Raw genomic sequence first — 19,722 nt, 5'->3', positions numbered from 1 at the left:
AACATTACAAAATCTCGGTATTCAGTGTCCCACTGAATACCCCTACATCTTCCATACACAAACTTCTTGACGCTACCTTAACGGAAGTTGTTTCGTTCTCTTTATAATTCAGTTTGATCCCAGTTATAGATTTGTCGTCAATATATCCAAAAATAGCTTTGAAATTCTGTTTATCATTAGATAATTTGCTATGTGTGCTAATTACACTGAAGGGATTTTCCTTGTCTGCAGGAAATAAGTCTATAAACTGGAGCTTATATTCGCCTTCAACCCAATCGGCATAAACGAGTCCTATCTTAGGTGCTTCTTCTTCAATCAAAAATGTCGAGAAAATTGAATCGTTGTAATAGTAAGGATAATCGAGAACAAGTCTATCAGCTTGGACTTCTATATCCTTTCTCTGTTTTAAGCCATCAACTATGAGTTGCTCCAGGTCTGTGTTAGTGACGTTATACTCACTAGCGCGCTTTGTTATCACTCTACTTTCCATTTTATCGGGGTTATCAGAATTGTTGTTGCTGTTTACAGCAGAAGAATTACAGCTTGAAGTTATCATTAACACTATACTTGCACTTAACAGTAACAAGTCATTCTTTACTGTTTTCATAAAATTTTTACTCCTTATATAAATTATTAAGGTTTAGTATTTTAACAGCTCTACTAGTCTTTTTCCACCTAGCCATATAAGATTCGGTATGGGATAGAAGGTGATTCACAATATAGGAAGGTGTTTCATCTGGATAAACGGCTATTGTTAGAGCTACTAAGGATGTTACAAAAGGTACGGCGACCGATGAACCAGAGTACTCATTTATCTCGCCAGCATTCGGACCAATAGCAGTTATTTCTTCACCAGTAAAAAATATATCAATATTATTATTATATGTTGAAAAGTCGGAAATATTATAATTATTATCTAAAGATCCGACTGAAATTACCTCCGGTATATCATATGCAGACGGATACAATTTCTCCTCAATTCCGGAATTTCCAGCCGAAGCCACAATTATAATTCCTTCAGTAACCGCTTTTTTAATTATCTTTTCTAAAGATATACTCGACTTCTGAGAGCTTATTGATAAGCTTATAACATCAACATCGTTATCAATCATAGCTTGTATTGCGTAAATTAAATCATCTGTAGAAAAATAAGAATTGAGATTATAAGCATATATTTTGGCTCCCGGTAACAACCCCTTATAAGGATTTATTGGGGTTGACTTTGAACCAATAATTGAAGCAACGATTGTACCGTGGCCAATATCGTTACTCAATGAATTGGATAATTTAACCAAATTCAAATTAGGATGAGTTGTTATGCCAACGTCAATAAGGCCAATTTTAACATTTTCATATTCACGAGTTCCAATTGGTGTGATGATTTTATTTGTACCAAACATTATAAGCCTAGAGGCATTATAATCGCTTTGCAAAATAAATGTGTCTTTAACAGAGCAACTTATAAGTATAAAAAGAGCTAGGATAACACAAATTTTCATTGAGAGCCTCTTCTACAAAAACAATAAAGGGGGAATACTTATTCCCCCTAATTTAAATTAACAATTTGGAAAAATTTCAGGCATATTAGGTTCGAATTTGATTGTATATGTTTAATTGTTTTAGTAATTTAGTGAAAATTAATAGTAGTAAGCTTCCCAGGCTAACAAAATATGTGAACCAGTTACTTCTGTTATTGCATACTGACGCCAGCTGTCTCCAGCTTGAATACTTATATTTAAAGATGTTCCAGCGAAGCTCACAGATCCTCCAACAGATCCGCTTATCGCGAATCTACCTTCAGTGTATGCTTGTATAAACTCGTTTGCACGCGCGGTTTCGCCTTGATGATAAGGTTTATCACTTGTGACACTTACGAATCCACTGCTTGAGGAAGCCGACTGACTATTTTGGTAATGGGCTGTCCAATTATTTGTATTCGTAGAGCCGTTATTTCTTATCTGATAGGAAAAGGTATTATTGATTGTGGCCCAATAGGCTCCCCCAGAAAAAGTTACATCGTTTGTTTGATAAAAGGATCCTGATTCATAAACATTGCGTTGCTCATACATATCTTTGCCACCATACGGACTATCCCACGGACCAGGATAATTTGTGTCTGTGGTATACGAATCGTCATCCTTAATTTTAGTCACTTCAGAAACCCTAGTTATTGAACTACCATCAGGATATCTAATGGTTGCCTTGTTATCTGAATATAAGGATTGTTTATCTAAGCTGCTCTGCAATTCTTCATTATTTCTTACTAAAATGGTACTTTGTTCGAACAAGGTTTTTATTGCACGCTTATCTAGCTCTAATGCTTTTTCTCTGATATCTAACATGTTAAAAGAAGCGTATTCGCTTGGATAGGACTCAACCTCATCAAAGTTTATTTTTATGCCATTGTTTTCAAGACTAGCAGCAAGTATATCTAGTTTGGCATAATATTCTGCATCATTCATAGATACGCCGAGATCCACTAACTCTTCAATTATTTCATCTTTGGATTTGTTGTCATGCCCTTTGTCTAAATCATAATTAATTTCTAATTCAGAAATTTTGTTATTTTCCTCGGAAGAAATCTTTTCTTGGGCGAATGTCGGATGAGCAATAGACAGTGTTAAAAGAAGACTGAGTAAAGGAATGAATAATTTTTTAGACATTGTACCTCCACAGAATTTAATTATTTTTTTTGATTGGCCAATCGTATTTCCTAAGGCACTTATATATTACAAAATTATGTAAAAAAACAAAATAGGAAAATGGGACCCTTTTGATTTTTTGTTAATAAAATATAATTTTTTTTAAATGGGACCCTTAAAGACATAAGGGATCATACTGTTAATTTTTCCTATTACAACAGTGTATTTGGGAATTTTGGATAGCCTAAAATCTGATGTTTAAAAATAAACTATTTTTTCCTTTTAATAACATCAAATGATCTTTTATATGAGTCTTTGTGCCTAAAAATTACTGAGTGCCCCTGGTCGATGGGGGCACTCCCTTTTTTCATAATGACTGATTTTGGGGAGCTATGTTAGGTTCGATCGTTCTGATCGGGTTATCGATTATATCGTTGTCAAATACAGTGGATATAAACCCTGCCTCGATATTGGCGCCAAATAATTGCCCGCTGCCGAAGTTCGACTTGCCGTTCTGGCTCCATCCGCTCTGGGAGTTTTCACCTACCGCAATGACACCGCCTCTGTTCAATGTATTCACATTAATTGCGCCTGCCGCTAGTGTAATAAAAACCGCCATATGCTCACCCCCGATAGCCTATACCGACATGGTATTCAGCCCAATCCTGAAAGTTACAATTCATACTTTGTATCTTCCATGGCGCAGGGCTCCATGCAGTCAGGAATGGGTTTTATCGTCAGGAGCAGCAGGCTTTTTCTGCACAATGCGGGTGTTTTTTTCAATCGCTTCCGTCTCATCCGTGACTTTTTCCTGCGTATGCGAAGGAGCGTCTATAATATCGTTATCCAAAACAAGGCTGGCCACCTGCTTTAAATAATTGCTGCCAAGGCTTTTGCCTGTGCCGTAATTTACTTTTCTGGAGTTTCTCCATCCGAGCTGCTTGTTATGTCCCAAATCAATGGCCGCGCCTGAATTCAATGTATTGGTATTGATGGACTGGAAATCGATTGCGCTTTGCTGCAGCGCGTTGGCGGTTTCCACAAGCGTAATATCCCTTGCATCTTCTACAGAGGCATCTATTGCGTCCGGGTCATAAACCACATTGACGGAATTTGTAAGGGTGGAGTCGCTGAGAGTGCCAAAGCCTTGATTGGTCTTCCCGTAGGTGCTCCAGCCGAGCGCCTGGTTGGTGCCGATAAAAATGCCTGATGAGTTCTCAATATTATTGACGACCAGTTTATTGAAAATGACGCAGGTTTTCTGTTGGGACAAACTTCGGACCTCCTCCGCCGTATGGCCATTGCAAAATTTTCGTTATCTTGAATCTCCGTCATGGAAGCTTGAAAGGAAGCTTGATTCCTATGTATGCAGAGGAAACGCTGAGTCACCAATGAAAAATGCCATCATATGCTATGGGTAAAAGCCCGGGGTTGGTGATGGTTATGAGTGAGAAAGAAAAGCAGGTACCATGCATTCGCTGCGGTCAGCTTCCTGAAGAGAAGGATAAATTCTGTACCCATTGTGGCACTCCGGTAAAAAACTCTTGCTGTGATGAACCGGGTAAACTGGACAAGGGCTGTAAACATGTCAATCCCCAAACGGCCGCATATTGTGCCAAATGCGGTTTGCCTACAATTTACAAGCTCTACGGGATTGTGAATTAAGCACTGTTCTGAACCTGTTCCGGTATGTTGCCAATGTCAGTTTCCGAGGCGTTCGTGGATGCATTGCTCGTAGACGTCATTAATTTCTGCAGCCATTCAGGGATCTCGGTATCGGACATATTCAGCATATCGAGGAAATCGGAATCGTTCAGCAGGGAGCGAATCCCGGAAACCACGTTCCGGTCTCCGCTGACTGAACCGAAGCCCTGTGTCAATTTTTGATGGCTCTCAAACCCGGTCGGCCAGTTATTGCCCATATTGATGCAAGCGGCGTTCTCAACAGAACCGATGCGAATGGAGCCGATGACAAATTGCGGGGATAAAAAGGACGACATGGCCGGCACCTCCAAGCAATGTAGTTATTTTTTTCTATAATCGCAAGAAAAACTACCGCTAAGCGCGGTCTGTCTTCTGTGAATGTACGTCGATAGACGTTTTTCTTACTTTGAAGCCGGATGGCGTGCGATACAGACCCGGGTCGGAATGCTCAGGCTGCTGGGGGGAATGGGTGGCATGATTGGCTTTGTCGCCAGAGGCAGACGTTTGCGGCTTTGTTTTTTTCGTTGAATTCGGCTTCGCCGCAAAGGAATCGGGGTTCATTTTTGCGCCAAAATTGTTGCCGAGATTCAGCGAGCCGCTCAGATTCTCGATATCCAATCCGTCCAAACGGTATTCCATTTTCTCCAAGACCGGCTGATGGATATGTACATTTTCAATGGTGATCTGCGGCGAACTGGCGGAAAGGCGTTCAAGTTCTTCCTGGATCCTGCGGAAACGGTCATCCAGATCACGAAAACGGGTGTCGAGCTCTTTGATCATTTTTTGGGCCGGATCTGGAGGACGGCGTTTTTTATTGCCAAACCAGGGGCTCACGGTTTAGATGTCCTGCCCAGGGTGTAGGAGTCAACCCGGTCATGGTCGTCAAGGGATATTTTCAGGTTGGAAATCATGGTATGAGTTCCGGTCACTTTTCCAAATGCCTGATTTGCTTTGGCCGTATGACGATACTTCCACTGTCTGTTGATTCCGGAGAAAAGTCCCGACGAGTTGGAAATGGTATGGATTTGCAGATCCTGAAAGACGATTCGTACCATATTCTCCCTCCTCTTGCGTTAGGATTCGAAGTCGATCGGGATAGAGGCTTGCTGCAAGCTTAGGTCAATCGGCAGCTCCACTGTAAGCAGTCCACGGTGATACTTTGCTTGAATGCCCTTCATTGAGACGGGTTTTGGCATGGTGAGGGAGCGCCGAAAACGGCCAAAAAAACGCTCTTCCTGTGTAATCCGGTTGTCGGTCACAGGGTAGAGGCGGGGAATTTCGCCTTCCAGCACCAGCGTTTGCCCTTCCAGCAAAATGCCGATTTGATCCTGCGAGTGAAGGTCCGGAATTTCCGCCAGTACAACTACTTCGGTCGAGGTGTAATAAATATCAATCCGTGGACCGGTATTGGGGATAAGTCCGGCCATATCCTGCCAAAACTCTTCCCCCAACACCTCGCTGGCCTGATTGTGAAAGGCGCTCAAATCCTTCATTGGATTTTGTCTCGCTTGGTCATCCATATCTGTCACCACTCTTTTTGGGAAAGCTTTTTACATCTATATGTGAGGGCGGTTCGTTAAATGTATGTTGCTTCCAGGGAAGAGGGGATTAAAGGAAGCGGAAAATAGGCATGATCATTTGCAGCATGTTGAGCCCAAGCCGGATATTGGGGATCATTTTCCCCAAGAAGTCTCCGCCTCCTTGAGCTCCGCCTCCCGGTGCTCCTCCTGCAGCACCACCCGCCGCGCCGCCTGCTTGCTGTCCTGCGCCGGAACCCAGCATATTAAGCATATTAAGCGGATTAAATCCCCCGCCGCCTCCTCCAAGCATGGCCCCTAATAGTCCGGATATTTGCGCCTTGTCTTCAAGGGAAGAGGGGCTTAACTTTCCCTCGCCTCTGGCTCCGGACAGCAACAATTCGCCATTTTTAACGTCAGTAACAAAACCGGCATAATAGCTTCCGTCTTGCAATACTACATAAACAGGGTGACCGATCCATTGACTTGCATGCTTTTTCGTAACAACGGGGTTTTTCGCGACAGCAGGCTTTTTGGCCATCGTTTATCAGCTTCCTTTCAAGAGTCTGAAAAGTAAACAGCCTGTAAGCTGGCTGCAAAATCGGGCACAGATTACAGGCCAAATCGTTTTTTACCAGAAGAATGGGACGGTTGCGAGGGCAGTAAGCAGGAATAATGGAAAAATCAACCACCAGCCGGCTCCCCAACCGAAGTTGCCGTGCCCATATCCGTAAGGATAACCCCCAAATCCTCCCGCAAAGCCTTTTGTTTGCAATTTCTCGGGGCGTTTAGACACTGGACCAACCGACTTTTTCATAGACTTTTTTACACTCTGGATCGTAGCTTCAGGCACACCGTGAACGGGCTTCATGAAAAGATGTCCGTCATGTACACGGTCAATGACTCCGCAGACCATTTCTCCGTCGTGTAACATAGCTACAACGGGGCGTCCAACATGGGGTTCGATCAATTCGTTAGACACCGGGTACCGGGCAATCATCTGCATTATAAGGCACCTCCTTTTTTAATTAATGCCAATGTATGATGCATATAAACACAGCGCTTGGATATCTGTCCGTGCTCCCGGCTAATTAAATTTTCTTTTTGCATCGAATTTCTTGCCGATAAACATGCCATTCTGAAAATAGTGAAAGTTGCTGATCATAAGTTCAAAGTACATTGCGGCCGCTTGGGAAACGGCTGAGTCCAAAAACAGGGACGTATCCACTTTTTGCCCCTCCGCAAATTGATCTGGGTCCCAAAGCTCGGTCCTTTCAACAGGCTGCTTAACCACGAATCCGGAATTCTCCATAAACTGAATCCATTCGTCAACTTTATATAACCCGTCAAGATCCATAAATTCCGTAATCTGCTGTGCTGTTGCCTGCTGCATATCATGCTTCAACACAATTTCGCAATCCGCCAGCACACCTCCCGGTTTTAATACACGGAAATATTCATCAAATGCTGTCTGAATGCTGGTGAACAGGGTTACAGATTCCGCAAGCACGGCATCAAAGCTGTCTGGAGGGAAAGGCATGTTTTCAATATCTGCCTCGACCCAGTTGACTGTTACATCCCTCATGTATGCTCTCTCTTCGGCCAATTGCAAAAAACGCGGACGATTGTCCAGTGCGCTCACTTCGAAGCCGGCTGAGGCAAGGAAACAGGCGGTCTCGCCGGCTCCGCAGCCTACCTCTAAAATTTTGGAGCCCGCAGGGATATTCATGGTCTCAATCAATTTTCTTGTTTTTTCCAGCCCCCCGGGATGTGCACCGATAACACCCAATTTTTCTAACATATCAAGATATTTCACAGCATTTCTCCTTACATGTATTTAATAATTCCGTCAGACCGATAACCGTAAATGACAAACGTTTATGGTATACTTTCGATATATGTTTTGAGTTTGCATGATGTGAACTGCAACCAAACGTTTTACCAAAGACCAAAGAATGAGGAGTACATGATAATCTTGCATACCTACAGAAAATTGTTTGAAAACAAAGCTCTCGGCATGGTCCAATATTCCGAACCCTTAAAAAATCACACATACACCAAATTAGGGGGAGCAGCCGACGTTTTTGTCAGACCTTATACGGTCGGTGAAATCCAGTCTCTTGTCGAGATCATAAGAGCTCATGAGATTCCGTTAACGATTCTTGGTTATGGATCGAATGTCATCGTACGGGATGGGGGGATTCGCGGTGTAACCTTGTCCCTCGCTCATTTTAATGAAATCAAATTGGCGGACGATGATGTGATTACAGCACAAAGCGGAGCGGCCTTGATCGAAGTGTCCAACACGGCTTTGCGCTATGAATTGACGGGGCTGGAGTTTGCCTGCGGTATTCCGGGCAGTATCGGCGGAGCATTATTTATGAATGCAGGGGCCTATGGAGGACAAATTGCGGATGTTATTGAGAGCGTCACCGCACTCACCCCAACCGGGGAAATTCTGGAGCTGGACAAAGAGCATCTGCAGCTTGACTACCGCAGCAGTATCTTTATGAAAGAAGACTATATTATTCTGGAAGCAAGGTTTAGGCTCAGAAGAGGGGATGTCCGGGAAATTAAAAGTAAAATGGAGGAATTGACCCTCGCCAGAAGCTCAAAACAGCCTTTGGAGTATCCGTCCTGCGGGAGTGTGTTCAAGCGGCCGCCAGGCTATTTTGCCGGAAAGCTGATTCAGGACTGCCAGCTGCAGGGGGTGCGTATTGGGGGAGCCGAGGTGTCCCGCAAGCATGCGGGCTTTATCGTGAATATCGATAACGCAACCTCCACGGATTATCTGGCTTTAATCGATCTGGTCAGACAAACGGTTAGGGAAAAGTTTGACGTCAGCCTGGAAACCGAGGTTATCGTTCTTGGTGAGGAAAATTAAGAGTGAAAAAAATAAGCGGCCGCCGAATCTACTGGAGATTCAGCTGCCGCTTTCTTGTATGAATAAGACCTTTATTTACACTGCCTGTGATTTGGTGTCATTGACTTTGCAGTCATTTGAACAGTAGCCTTCATAAGTCTCAAGACATTCATCACAGCAAAGATGCTGGGCGTGACAGGTGTCATCCGCGCAATTGATATAACGATCGGTCGGGCTGCCGCAGTGGTGGCATTGGCCTACCGTAATGTCTTCATCCGTCTGGTTGACACGGACCGAAATACGCTCGTCAAACACATACATTTTGCCGTCAAATAAACGGCCCTGCACTTCAGGATCTTTACCGTAGGTTACAATGCCTCCGTCCAGCTGCGCGACATTGCTGAATCCTTCGTTGATCAGCACACCGGTCAGCTTCTCGCACCGGATACCGCCTGTGCAGTAGGTGAGGACAGGTTTGTCCTTGAAGTCCTGCATATGGGTGCGAATCCATTCGGGAAACTCACGGAAGGATTCGACATCAGGCCGGATGGCATTGCGGAAATGACCGAGATCATACTCATAGTCATTCCTGCCATCCAGAATAATTACATCTTCATTTTGCATTTGCTCATAAAACTCTTTGGGGGACAAGTGTTTTCCGCCGATGACGTTAGGATCAAGCGGAGTGTCGTATCTCAGGGTCACCAGCTCTTTTTTAGGGCGAACGAAGATTTTTTTGAAAGCATGCCCATCAGCCTCGTCGATCTTGAACACCATATCTGAAAACAGCGGATGATCATGCATGTAGCGCATATAAGCGTCGGTCTGCTCAATCGTGCCTGACAGCGTCCCGTTGATTCCCTCTGCGGCTACGAGAATTCTCCCTTTAACGCCGAGTTCTTTGCAGTATTCCAGATGCTCTTGCGCAAAACTCTCATATTCAGGAATAGTTACATATTTATAATAAAGCAGTATACGGTAGGAATTATTGTGTTCCATTCTGTACTCTCCTTGCTAGACTATATCTATAATAAAGGTTCGCTAAATAAGCATTACTTACTTATGCTAAGCCACTTTGCGAACTTAGTCAACATTTTTGTTTAAAAAGTCAAAAAATAAAACGTTTACAAAAACGGCTTTATGCATTACAGTAGTTGTATGACAAGTTTGATGTAATAAAAAACATCTTGTATGACAAATATATCGCATCCTACAGCGGAGGCGATAAGAAATTGGAGGGGGATGCAATGAAAGCAGGAATTTTTATCGCCGCGAAGACGGTTCAACCGGGGACGGTCGAGAAGCCAGTTCCCAAAGACGGGGAGGCGCTCATCAAAGTGGCGTATGGCGGGATTTGCGGCACCGATATGATGATTTATGCTGGCAAGCATCCGCGAGCGCAGGCTCCGCTGGTCATGGGCCATGAATTCAGCGGGGTGGTCGAAGCCGCGGTGAACGTACAGGATTTTAAGCCAGGGGACCGGGTGGCCATTGAGCCTTATCTGACATGCGGCAAATGCGCCGCCTGCCGTGCGGGACAATCGCATGTATGTGCAACGCTCAGATGCATCGGTATTGACCGGGACGGAGGGTTTGCGGAGTATGTGGCCGTGCCTGCCGATCATTTGCACCGTCTCCCTGATAGCGTGTCTGATGAGGAAGGAGCTCTTGTGGAGCCTCTTGCCGTGGCCGTTCATACGGTCCGCCGTTCTGATTTGCAGATCGGCGACAGCGTGGCGATACTGGGCGCAGGCCCCATTGGTTTGCTGATCGGAATGGTAGCCAAACAGGCGGGCGCGGGCAAGGTATTCATTTCCGATATCAGTCCTTACCGTCTGGATACAGCCCGCCAATTGGGCTTGACGGCCATCAACGCCAAAGAAGCCGATATCACCGAAGCGGTCATGGATTATACGAACGGTATCGGTGCCGATGTAGTATTCGAAGTGGCTGGCACGGCCAGCACAGCGAAGCAAATGATTTCATGCATCAAAACCCAGGGCAAGATCGTTGTTGTAAGCGTTTTTAAAGAGCCGCCGGCCATCGACCTGGCTGCCATGCATTTCCGGGAAATTTCCATGACCACCACCAGATGCGCAAGCTCAAGGGATTTCGCAACAGCCATTCAGTTCATGGAGGAAAAGGCTGTTGATGTGAGACCGCTCATTTCCCATAAATTATCGCTGGAGCAAATCAAACAGGGCTTCGAGGACATGGAGAACACCGAGATATCATTAAAGGTTTTATTTCACCCATAGGATAGGAGGGTCATGGGCATGTTATTAAGCTTAAAAGGCAAAGTGGCTGCGATTACAGGGGCAACCCGGGGGATTGGTCGTTCGATCGCGCTTGGCATGGCGGAAGCGGGCGCCGATATCGTACTGCTCCAGCGTTCTCCGGAGAACGATACAGTTCAGAAAGAGATCGAGAAGTACGGTGTCCGCTGCGTAATTATCCCCTGTGACATAAGCGATACCGGACAAGTGAAGGAAGCGATCCCGGCGGTGGTGGAGCAGCTCGGACATATTGATATTCTGGTGAACAACGCGGGTATACAGCGCAGGTCGCCTGCTGTTGATTTTTCCGAGCAAGACTGGGATGATGTCCTTCAGGTGAATCTGAAGGCAGTTTGGCTTCTCTGTCAGCAGGCCGGAAGGTATATGGTTGCGCAGAAGAGCGGCAAAATCATTAATATCGCTTCCCTCGTATCCTACCAGGGCGGGATATTGGTTCCCGCATATGCCTCCGCCAAGGGAGCGGTCGCACAATTGACCAAGGCATTGGCGAACGAATGGTCCTCGCAAGGTGTCAATGTAAATGCCATTGTGCCGGGTTATATTGCGACAGACATGAATGAGGCGCTCATCAACGATCCGGTACGGAGCAGGCAGATTATGGAACGGATTCCGGCAGAACGCTGGGGGAATCCGGACGACTTTAAGGGACCTGCCGTATTTCTTGCCTCAGATGCCTCCCAATACATCCATGGACATTTGCTTGCGGTTGACGGCGGCTGGTTAGGAAGGTGAGCTATCGCCCCGATAGGCGAATTTCCTGTGGCAGGATGATGTCTCGTTTACGAAATCTTCCTGAATGTTGTATAATGACCTCATTTGTATGACATGTTTGGAGAGGATATGTGATGAGCATCAGATCCGTTCGGAAAGATAATATTGTTAACCGTGTATTTGAGCAAATGAATGAGCTTATCCGCAGCGGCGAGTGGAAGGCAGGCAGCAAAATCCCTTCTGAAAGCAGCTTGTGTGAAATGTTTCAGGTCAGCAGGGTCAGTGTAAGAAGCGCGATCCAGAAGCTCAGGGATATGGGAGTTGTCACCACCTATCAGGGCAGGGGGACGTTCGTGTCGGAAATTCCGGGCGAATTCACGCTGCTGGATTCAGGGCCGATCATGCGCATGAGCGAGAAGGAATTCCTCGACATGATGGAGTTCCGGAAGACACTGGAGTTCAGGAGCATTGAATTGGCTGCGCAGAACGCCACGGACGAGGACTACGAGCAGCTTGAGCGCATCCTGGATGAGATGATCAATAATAGAGGCAATTACAAAAAATACACGGAAGCTGATTTTGAATTTCATCTCGCCATTGCCAAGGCGTCGAAAAATGAAGTCTTTTATAAAGTGACCAAAGGCATCAAAGAGCTCTTTTATTTCTATCTTGAAGAACTGAACCGCGTTTTCGGCATTCCGCTTGAAAGCATAGAAGTGCACATCAACCTGCTGAGAGCGCTGCAAAGAAGAGACAGTGTAGCCGCTCAGGACATTTTACAGGGAGCCATGGAAGAGAACGTTGTTAAAATGAGAGAGCATATCAAGACAGCTAAATGACATGCCTGCAGTTCCTGCAACGGACAACGGACTGTAGGGCATTCTTTCCTTATTACATGTAGGACAACTGACATGATATCAATGATACAACAAGGATGGTGTATGTATGAGCACTACAGAGGTTGCTAATGTTAAACTTGGCCTGGAAATTACGAATGTCAGAGTCATTCTGACCGCCCCCGGCGGCATTGACCTGGTCGTGGTGAAAATCGAAACCAATCGGGAAGGGCTGTACGGTCTAGGGTGCGCTACTTTCACGCAAAGGATTTTTGCAGTGAAATCGGCGGTCGAAGATTATTTGGCTCCTTTCCTGATCGGCAAGGACCCGTCCCGGATCGAAGACATTTGGCAGAGCGCCAGTGTAAGCGGTTACTGGAGAAACGGGCCGATCATGAACAATGCTTTGTCGGGCGTGGATATGGCGCTGTGGGACCTCAAGGGCAAAATAGCGGATTTGCCTGTATATGAGCTGCTCGGCGGCAAATGCCGTGAAGGTGTTGCTTTGTACCGTCATGTGGACGGCAGCACCGAAGTTGAAGTGGAAGAGAATGCACGGAAAGCGATGGAGGAAGGCTATCAATATCTGCGTGTTCAGATGGGCATGTACGGCGGCAGCGGCACGGAGGACACCCGCCTGATTGCCAGCGTCATTTCCCGTGCGACGAATATTGTGACAAAGCGTTCGCCGGAAAATACGCTGCCCGGTGTCTATTATGACCCGGAAGCTTACGCCAAGAGCATCGAGCATTTGTTCAGGCATCTGCGCTCCACCCTCGGTTATAATGTGGAGCTGATTCATGACATTCATGAGAGGGTCGCGCCGATCGAAGCCGTCCGTATGGCGAAGAAGCTTGAACCTTATCACCTATTCTATCTGGAGGACCCCGTATCTCCCGAGAATCTGGATTGGCTCGGCATGATCCGGCAGCAGACCAGCACGCCGATCGCGATGGGCGAGCTTTTCACCAATATAAATGAATGGAAACCGCTGATTGCCAACAGGCAAATTGATTTTATCCGCGCCCATGTTAGCGCCATTGGCGGAATTACGCCGGCCAAGAAGCTGGCGACGTTCGGCGAGTTTTATGGAGTAAGAACAGCATGGCACGGGCCTGGGGATATATCGCCGGTAGGTGTAGCGGCCAACCTGCATCTGTCCATCAGTTCTCCCAATTTTGGGGTGCAGGAATGGACGCCGCTGAACGAGCAGCTGGAAGCTGTATTTCCGGGCAGTCCCAAGACCAGAGACGGTTATGCTTATGTGAATGACCGTCCGGGGCTCGGCGTTGATCTTATTGAAGAGGAAGCGGCCAAATACCCGTGCCAGGGCACGATTCCAGCCTGGACGCTGGCACGCATGCCTGACGGCACTTCCGCAAAACCATGATCTGAGAACAGGGGGATATGCAAGCCATGAAAAATAAACCGACAAAACAGCGCTTTTTTGTACTGTTCCTTCTCTTTATAGCGGTGGCAATCAACTACATGGACCGGGCGAATCTGTCGGTAGCAGGCTCGACGATCCAGAATGAGCTGGGACTGAGCGCGACACAGCTTGGCTTCCTGTTCTCCGCTTTCACCTGGGCGTATGCCGCCGCCCAGGTTCCTGTGGGATGGCTGCTGGACCGGATCGGTCCCCGAATGCTGTACGGCTGGGCCATCATTTTATGGAGTGTCTTCACTTTTATCATGGCATTTAGCTCGCATAATGTGTTTGCCAGCACGGGCGCTTCGTTTGCCATGCTGGTCATTTGCCGGATGCTGATCGGACTGACGGAAGCCCCTGCCTACCCGAGCAACACAAAAATTGTAACCAATTGGTTTCCCAACAATGAGCGGGCAAGAGCAACCAGCATCTATTCCTCCGCCCAGTATATCGGGCTTGCCGTATTCACTCCGGCGTTGGCCATCATCATTGCGAAGTGGAATTGGGAGGCCGTGTTTTATGCGACCGGCTTCGCCGGCATTGTGTTCGGCATTTTGTGGATTATCGTGTACAGAGATCCCCAGGAAAACAAACGCGCAAATGCGGAAGAGCTGGACTATATCCGCAACAACGGCGGATTTGAGGCCAACATTTCGGCCAAGAAACAGAAGGTGTCCTGGAGCGAGGTGCTGTACGTGATCAGGCAGCGCAGAGTCTGGGGAATATTTATCGCACAGTTTGCCGCTTCCTCCACGCTGTATTTCTTCCTGACCTGGTTCATGGTTTACCTGGAGAAAGGCCTGCATCTGCCGATTAGCAAAGCCGGTTATGCTGCTGTTCTACCCTATATGATGGCGATGGCGGGTGTCCTGTTCGGAGGATTCCTGAGCGACTATTTATTGAAAAAAGGAAAATCAACCATATTTGCAAGGAAGCTGCCCATGGTATCGGGCATGATTCTGACAGGCATACTGGCTTTTGCCAACTTTTTCGAGGACCAGCCATATATTGCCGTTACCATCCTTTCTTTTGCATTCTTCGCCAATGCGTATTCCAATATGGGATGGGTATGCCTGGGCGATGTGTTGCCGAAAAAAATGGTGGGCACTGTCGGCGGTGTACTGAATCTATGCGGCAACCTTTCGGGCATCATCAGCCCGATCGTTATCGGATCACTGGTGCAGAATACCGGCGGCTACCATGGCGCCATGTATTATACGGCTGCGGTCGCCGTCATCGGCGGTATTGCCTTCCTGCTAATTGTGGATAAATTGGAACCGATCAAGCTGAAGACAGAAGAAGAGATGGCCCAGCCTGATTCAACACAGAATAATCTTCATCTCTCTTGAAAGCGATTGCAAATTAAATTGGCATCCTCAGCGGACCCAGAAAAGCAGTAGCAAGAAACAATGCTTATTTATATGAGGCTACGTGCGTATAGATCAGAAAGTCGAGAACAGGGGAAATTGAACCTGTTCTTGTTTTTTTGCCAAATCACCAAAGGAGATTGGCGTGCCTTCCTTTTAGCAGGGGAATGCAGGGAGCAGCGGAGAGAACGAAGCAATTCCGGAAAAGCGGCAGCGTTCGCCTTTGGTCCCCAATTTCTTCCTCATTAAGAAAATTCATTGAAATTTGGAGCCAACAGCTATTATCATTTCCAGTTAATAACGGTTGCGCTTACATCGTATGGAATTTATAATGCAGCGAAAGGAGGGAGTTATGCTTTTCTTTAAAAAATCGTTGTTATTTTTAGTCATCGTAGGTGCGCTGGGCTTTTCTTTGAACCCCGGCACAGCAGGAGCTGCTCCGGTGCTGAAAACCGGCAGTGCCAACGGGGATGTATGGGATCTTCAGTACCGCTTGAAGACGCTTGGTTACTATACTCAGGATATGGATGGCAGCTACGGCAGCAGCACGCAAAATGCTGTCCGCAAATTTCAACAGGATTATGGCATCACCCCTGATGGAGTTGCAGGCGAGCAGACCTGGAAGCAGTTAAAAAGAAACAGCCTGAACATTAATGAAATGGACATTTTGGCGAAAGTTATATACAGTGAAGCGCGCGGTGAGCCGTATGAAGGACAAGTTGCCGTTGGCGCGGTAGTCATGAACCGTATTCAATCCCCACAGTTCCCGGACACAATAGAGGGAGTGGTATTCCAGTCTGGCGCCTTTACGGCGGTGGCTGACGGACAATACTGGCTCACTCCGAACCGCACCGCCTATTTGGCCGCATTGGATGCGGTACGCGGCTGGGACCCGAGCGGCGGCTCCCTGTACTATTTCAATCCGGATACAGCTACAAGCGCGTGGATCTGGACACGTCCGCAAAATTTGAAAATCGGCAGACATATTTTTGCTGATTGATTTAAAAAGAGAGCAGGGTGGCCCTAGCCTTACGGTTGGGTACCCTGCTTTTTTTCACATTTTGAGCTGAACAAGCCTCATTAAAAATCTTTTCCCAAACAAGAGGCTTTGATTATAATTGATTAAATTTTCGTAAAGTGGAAAGGGAAAAGTGAAAGATCCTATTCAGTGCAGTGGCTGCTCTTTGTACTCTTCAATCCAATAATCGTAATAAGGGTTTTCCCACTTGCTTCCATCGTAATATTCAACTTCTTTAACGCAGGCCAGCACAGTATCAATCCCGTGATTCTCATCAATTTCCCAGCCATTGTCTTCCCCGAAAGAGGAATTGGGGACTATGTTAACATTATCCGCTGTGCCTATAAATTCGAAAGTATCATCACCATAAATACGATCAATTTTGATAGGATATCCATTACTATCAAATCCAAGCGTAGAAACCTTCATGTTTTTCACCGTTTTGGATGAATGGTTGGAAACTATAACTTGAATCATATCTGGCCACAATGCCTTGTATTCATCACTTTGGATGATGATCTTTGCTGTTTCGACTACGACTTCCTGCTGCTCGGCAGCGGCTTGCATTTTTGCCCTACGCTCAGCCGCTAACTGCTCCTGTTGGCTTTTATAATAGGTATCTCGATCGGCTGCAAACTCCGGCTCGTCAGGAAGTATACTTAATGCGGTATCCATCAGTTTGACGGCATCTCCGTATTTCTTCACTGCAGCTAACTTATCAGCTTCAGCCAGAATAGCTTTTTTATACTCGTCGGAAGATTGCTCGCTCAACTCTTTAGCTTTCGCATAGTTCTCATCTTGTTCAATGACCTTATTCAATTGGATGAGGGCCTCTTTATAGTTCTTTTGTTCAAGTAGGTCCTTCCCTTTCTGGAAAGCTGTTCTAGAGTTTTGAAGTTCGTTAATTTCAGATAATGCAGTACCCACCTCTGTATTCACTAGACCTGTTCTTTCAATTGTCTCCAACCTTGTTTTAGCTTCAGCAAACTCAATATTCTGAGAAACATAGCCGTTTTTCGTTTCTTTGACTTCCTCCATTAAGAAGGCTATTGCATCCTTCTCTGTCTCTACATTGCCTTTTATTTCTGAATTATAAATCTGATTAGATTCAGAATAATCATTTCCTCTAACAGCACTCTTGAATTCGCTTAGGGGATTTTTGTATAAAAGGAAAAAGCCAACTAAAATCAGAACAACGAGCACGCCTACACTACTAATTATGTATAACTTCTTGTTACGGGGGCTCCAATGAGAATTTGAAATATCATGATCCACCTTTTTTCCGCAATGATTGCAAAATACAGAATTCTCTTGTAACACATGATTACACTGCTTACAGTTCATTTGTCTCTCCTCTTCCATTTAATATGGAACATTATTCCTATGTCATTATACCTAGTTAAATTTAAAAGAACAATAGAGTAGTATGTAAAAAGAACGAGAGACTTTGGAATCATTAGTGCATTAAAAAATTGCCGAATGGAAATAGTTCCAAATTGTTCAAATGGCAAGACGGAGCACAATTTTCGGCTGAACAGGATTAAATTATTTCAAACTGGTGCCAAGTTATCCAGAAAACCTGACGATCTGTAACCCCTTCGTCGGTCATGTTGTCGAATCGTATCTTTACGTACGGTAGTTCTTAGGTGTATCGAAGGAGTGTTCCATATCGCTAGTATATTGGAAGGAAAGCAGCAATCGATAGCGAAGTTGTAGTTGAAGGATAAGTAAATTTTTTACTTCGGGAGATGGTAAGTGTGATTTACCGCAGAAAAACCTATATTATTTCCCCCCAGATGTTACATGAATTTAACGAACATTTTAATCAGACACTTTTGCCTGCACAACAAAAATATGGCGCAAGATTAGTAGGAAGATGGGAAACGGAGGTAAAGGACGATCAAGTCGAGGTGTTTGCTATATGGGAATATGATAGCTATGAGAATTATGAGAGGATCGAAACACAAGTGAGAAGTGATGAAGAACACGTGAAGCGGGTGCAGGCCTGGTACGATAAAATCGGGCGTGAGAGGATAAAGACGTTGAAGCATCATATAAAAGAGGAGTTTATAAAATCGACAGTATCACGGAAAAAAACGATTTTAACTCCAAACATCCGTGCTTCAGAATAAAAAGGTTAGTAAAAACTCCGGTAAAGGGGATAGAAGTATGAATTCAGTTCTGGAACCATATGTAAAGGATCTGAAGATAACCGGTGAATTGGAAGCTGACATCAAGTCGTTCTTCTTATCGTACGGTGATCACGAGACCTTGGATCATACCCTCAAGGTTGCGAATGAAGCGGAACGGGTTGCTAAGATGTACAATGTAGACCCGCAGAAGGCCAAACAAGCCGGGCTATTGCATGATATCAGCAATGTGGTTCCCGTTAGCGAGATGATGCGTGTTGCTGAAGAACTATCCGTTCATATTCTCGAAGAGGAGTATCAATATCCGCGTATTATCCACCAAAAATTATCCAAGGCGATGGCGGCAGAAATTTTTAATATCCGGGATGAGGGGATACTTGACGCAATCGAGTGCCATACAACATTAAAGCCTCAATCTGGCATGCTGGATAAAGTGCTTTTTATTTCGGACAAAATCTCCTGGGAGCTGCCGGGAGAGCACCCGTATTTGCTTGATATTAAAACCAAAGTGCATGATCAGCAGCTGATTGCGGGAATATTGATCTATTTGAACCATATTTGGGAACAACGCACTCAGCTCAAACTGGTACATCCTTGGCTGATTGCAGCCAGAGAGGAATTGTTGAAAGTAGATCAGTGAAAGCCTTATTTCCTATGATTGAGGTGCAATATGTTTGTTAAATGGATAGGATGCTCAGTACTAAGTAGTAAACTGCTTCTCTTTTCAGCTGCACAGGGGAAATGGAGCTCTTTATCCAATGTCGAGGGTTGTATCGGGCAGCTCGGAGGGTGGGAGCCCCGCAAGGAGATGAGCATTGCTCATATTTTTGGTTTCTGGACAGATGAATTAAGCTATCAGCAGTTCATGAATGAGGACCATGATGACATTTATGAACGAACCGGACAGAGCGGCACATTTGAAGGGATAAACATTGTTTTTGGCCGTATGCCCGGTGATGCTCTCTCTTCAATAATAATAAGTAAATCGGATCGGATACGCTGTATATCGGAAAATTCCGATAAGGCTTCTTTTACCAAGCTTCAGCTGTTGGCTCTGGCCCGTGTACAATTTGAAAGCAAAATTATGTGGAAAGCAGATCACATGAAGGGGGTTCACCTGGATATAGAGCTGGAACCATCATGGACGATAACCGGCGGGAATTCTTGAGAAAATCAAATGGAGAGGAG

General features: G+C 45.5%; 24 protein-coding genes. 10 read left to right on the top strand and 14 right to left on the bottom strand.

Going from position 1 to position 19,722, the window contains the following annotated elements:
- Window positions 1-4 precede the first annotated feature (4 nt).
- From ACI1P2_RS29830 to ACI1P2_RS29775, 12 genes are all read right to left on the bottom strand, one after another.
- Window positions 5-607, bottom strand: a complete 603-nt coding sequence (locus tag ACI1P2_RS29830; RefSeq protein ID WP_355327034.1) for a hypothetical protein — start codon at window positions 605-607, stop codon at window positions 5-7.
- A gap of 7 nt (window positions 608-614) precedes the next feature.
- Window positions 615-1,499 carry a S8 family peptidase gene (locus tag ACI1P2_RS29825; RefSeq protein WP_355327031.1) on the bottom strand — a complete coding sequence of 295 codons (885 nt, stop codon included), beginning with the start codon at window positions 1,497-1,499 and terminating at the stop codon, window positions 615-617.
- Between the two features lie 138 nt (window positions 1,500-1,637).
- On the bottom strand, window positions 1,638-2,663 hold the full coding sequence (locus tag ACI1P2_RS29820; protein ID WP_355327028.1) for a hypothetical protein: 1,026 nt from the start codon (window positions 2,661-2,663) through the stop codon (window positions 1,638-1,640).
- A gap of 346 nt (window positions 2,664-3,009) precedes the next feature.
- The gene (locus ACI1P2_RS29815; RefSeq protein ID WP_355327025.1) at window positions 3,010-3,261 is read right to left on the bottom strand and encodes a hypothetical protein; all 252 of its coding nucleotides are present in this window, start codon (window positions 3,259-3,261) and stop codon (window positions 3,010-3,012) included.
- Between the two features lie 99 nt (window positions 3,262-3,360).
- The gene (locus ACI1P2_RS29810; RefSeq protein ID WP_355327022.1) at window positions 3,361-3,915 is read right to left on the bottom strand and encodes a hypothetical protein; all 555 of its coding nucleotides are present in this window, start codon (window positions 3,913-3,915) and stop codon (window positions 3,361-3,363) included.
- Window positions 3,916-4,303: 388 nt separating this feature from the next.
- Window positions 4,304-4,642 (bottom strand): hypothetical protein, encoded by a 339-nt coding sequence (locus ACI1P2_RS29805; protein WP_355327019.1) that lies wholly within the window; start codon window positions 4,640-4,642, stop codon window positions 4,304-4,306.
- Between the two features lie 58 nt (window positions 4,643-4,700).
- A complete protein-coding gene (gerPC, locus tag ACI1P2_RS29800) occupies window positions 4,701-5,180 on the bottom strand; it encodes a spore germination protein GerPC (protein WP_408976380.1) in 480 nt (159 codons plus the stop codon).
- A complete protein-coding gene (locus ACI1P2_RS29795; protein WP_355327013.1) occupies window positions 5,177-5,401 on the bottom strand; it encodes a hypothetical protein in 225 nt (74 codons plus the stop codon). Before ACI1P2_RS29795 ends, gerPC begins: the two co-directional genes overlap by 4 nt.
- An 18-nt stretch (window positions 5,402-5,419) precedes the next feature.
- Entirely contained in the window at window positions 5,420-5,866 is a 447-nt protein-coding gene (locus ACI1P2_RS29790; RefSeq protein ID WP_355327010.1) for an Hsp20/alpha crystallin family protein, read from the bottom strand.
- An 88-nt stretch (window positions 5,867-5,954) separates the two neighbouring features.
- Window positions 5,955-6,404 (bottom strand): hypothetical protein, encoded by a 450-nt coding sequence (locus ACI1P2_RS29785; protein ID WP_355327007.1) that lies wholly within the window; start codon window positions 6,402-6,404, stop codon window positions 5,955-5,957.
- A 90-nt stretch (window positions 6,405-6,494) separates the two neighbouring features.
- Complete coding sequence (locus ACI1P2_RS29780; protein ID WP_355327004.1) at window positions 6,495-6,869, bottom strand: hypothetical protein; 375 nt, start codon at window positions 6,867-6,869, stop codon at window positions 6,495-6,497.
- Window positions 6,870-6,950: 81 nt separating this feature from the next.
- Entirely contained in the window at window positions 6,951-7,664 is a 714-nt protein-coding gene (locus tag ACI1P2_RS29775) for a class I SAM-dependent methyltransferase (protein WP_355327002.1), read from the bottom strand.
- Between the two features lie 165 nt (window positions 7,665-7,829).
- Between ACI1P2_RS29775 and murB the strand changes: the two genes are divergently transcribed.
- The gene (gene murB, locus ACI1P2_RS29770; RefSeq protein WP_355326999.1) at window positions 7,830-8,747 is read left to right on the top strand and encodes a UDP-N-acetylmuramate dehydrogenase; all 918 of its coding nucleotides are present in this window, start codon (window positions 7,830-7,832) and stop codon (window positions 8,745-8,747) included.
- Window positions 8,748-8,822: 75 nt separating this feature from the next.
- Here murB and trhO read toward each other — a convergent pair whose 3' ends face one another.
- The gene (gene trhO / locus ACI1P2_RS29765; protein WP_355326997.1) at window positions 8,823-9,725 is read right to left on the bottom strand and encodes an oxygen-dependent tRNA uridine(34) hydroxylase TrhO; all 903 of its coding nucleotides are present in this window, start codon (window positions 9,723-9,725) and stop codon (window positions 8,823-8,825) included.
- 248 nt (window positions 9,726-9,973) lie between these two features.
- Here trhO and ACI1P2_RS29760 point away from each other — a divergent pair, with 248 nt between their 5' ends.
- From ACI1P2_RS29760 to sleB, 6 genes are all read left to right on the top strand, one after another.
- The gene (locus ACI1P2_RS29760; RefSeq protein WP_355326994.1) at window positions 9,974-10,984 is read left to right on the top strand and encodes a zinc-dependent alcohol dehydrogenase; all 1,011 of its coding nucleotides are present in this window, start codon (window positions 9,974-9,976) and stop codon (window positions 10,982-10,984) included.
- Window positions 10,985-10,996: 12 nt separating this feature from the next.
- Window positions 10,997-11,755 carry an SDR family oxidoreductase gene (locus ACI1P2_RS29755; protein WP_355326991.1) on the top strand — a complete coding sequence of 253 codons (759 nt, stop codon included), beginning with the start codon at window positions 10,997-10,999 and terminating at the stop codon, window positions 11,753-11,755.
- A gap of 113 nt (window positions 11,756-11,868) precedes the next feature.
- On the top strand, window positions 11,869-12,573 hold the full coding sequence (locus tag ACI1P2_RS29750; protein ID WP_355326988.1) for a FadR/GntR family transcriptional regulator: 705 nt from the start codon (window positions 11,869-11,871) through the stop codon (window positions 12,571-12,573).
- A gap of 106 nt (window positions 12,574-12,679) precedes the next feature.
- On the top strand, window positions 12,680-13,960 hold the full coding sequence (locus ACI1P2_RS29745) for an enolase C-terminal domain-like protein (protein WP_355326985.1): 1,281 nt from the start codon (window positions 12,680-12,682) through the stop codon (window positions 13,958-13,960).
- A gap of 26 nt (window positions 13,961-13,986) precedes the next feature.
- Complete coding sequence (locus tag ACI1P2_RS29740; protein WP_355326983.1) at window positions 13,987-15,348, top strand: MFS transporter; 1,362 nt, start codon at window positions 13,987-13,989, stop codon at window positions 15,346-15,348.
- A 370-nt stretch (window positions 15,349-15,718) separates the two neighbouring features.
- Window positions 15,719-16,366, top strand: a complete 648-nt coding sequence (gene sleB, locus ACI1P2_RS29735) for a spore cortex-lytic enzyme (protein WP_355326980.1) — start codon at window positions 15,719-15,721, stop codon at window positions 16,364-16,366.
- Window positions 16,367-16,531: 165 nt separating this feature from the next.
- On the opposite strand, the gene ACI1P2_RS29730 is transcribed toward sleB, so the two are convergent.
- Window positions 16,532-17,728 carry a DUF5780 domain-containing protein gene (locus ACI1P2_RS29730; RefSeq protein ID WP_408976379.1) on the bottom strand — a complete coding sequence of 399 codons (1,197 nt, stop codon included), beginning with the start codon at window positions 17,726-17,728 and terminating at the stop codon, window positions 16,532-16,534.
- 413 nt (window positions 17,729-18,141) lie between these two features.
- On the opposite strand from ACI1P2_RS29730, the gene ACI1P2_RS29725 reads away from it, so the two are divergent.
- From ACI1P2_RS29725 to ACI1P2_RS29715, 3 genes are read left to right on the top strand one after another with little or no spacing between them, the layout of a single operon-like run.
- Window positions 18,142-18,516, top strand: coding sequence for an NIPSNAP family protein (locus ACI1P2_RS29725; protein WP_355326974.1), 375 nt, complete (start codon window positions 18,142-18,144; stop codon window positions 18,514-18,516).
- A gap of 37 nt (window positions 18,517-18,553) precedes the next feature.
- Window positions 18,554-19,174 carry a bis(5'-nucleosyl)-tetraphosphatase (symmetrical) YqeK gene (gene yqeK / locus ACI1P2_RS29720; RefSeq protein ID WP_355326971.1) on the top strand — a complete coding sequence of 207 codons (621 nt, stop codon included), beginning with the start codon at window positions 18,554-18,556 and terminating at the stop codon, window positions 19,172-19,174.
- A 30-nt stretch (window positions 19,175-19,204) separates the two neighbouring features.
- Window positions 19,205-19,702: a DUF4937 domain-containing protein gene (locus ACI1P2_RS29715; protein ID WP_355326968.1), complete on the top strand. Its 498-nt coding sequence runs from the start codon at window positions 19,205-19,207 to the stop codon at window positions 19,700-19,702.
- Window positions 19,703-19,722: the final 20 nt, after the last annotated feature.

Origin of the sequence: Paenibacillus jiangxiensis, from assembly GCF_046098255.1 — a bacterium.
Classification (GTDB): domain Bacteria; phylum Bacillota; class Bacilli; order Paenibacillales; family Paenibacillaceae; genus Paenibacillus; species Paenibacillus jiagnxiensis.
Note: the sequence above shows the minus strand (reverse complement) of the source record. Positions and strands in the feature narration are given on the sequence as shown.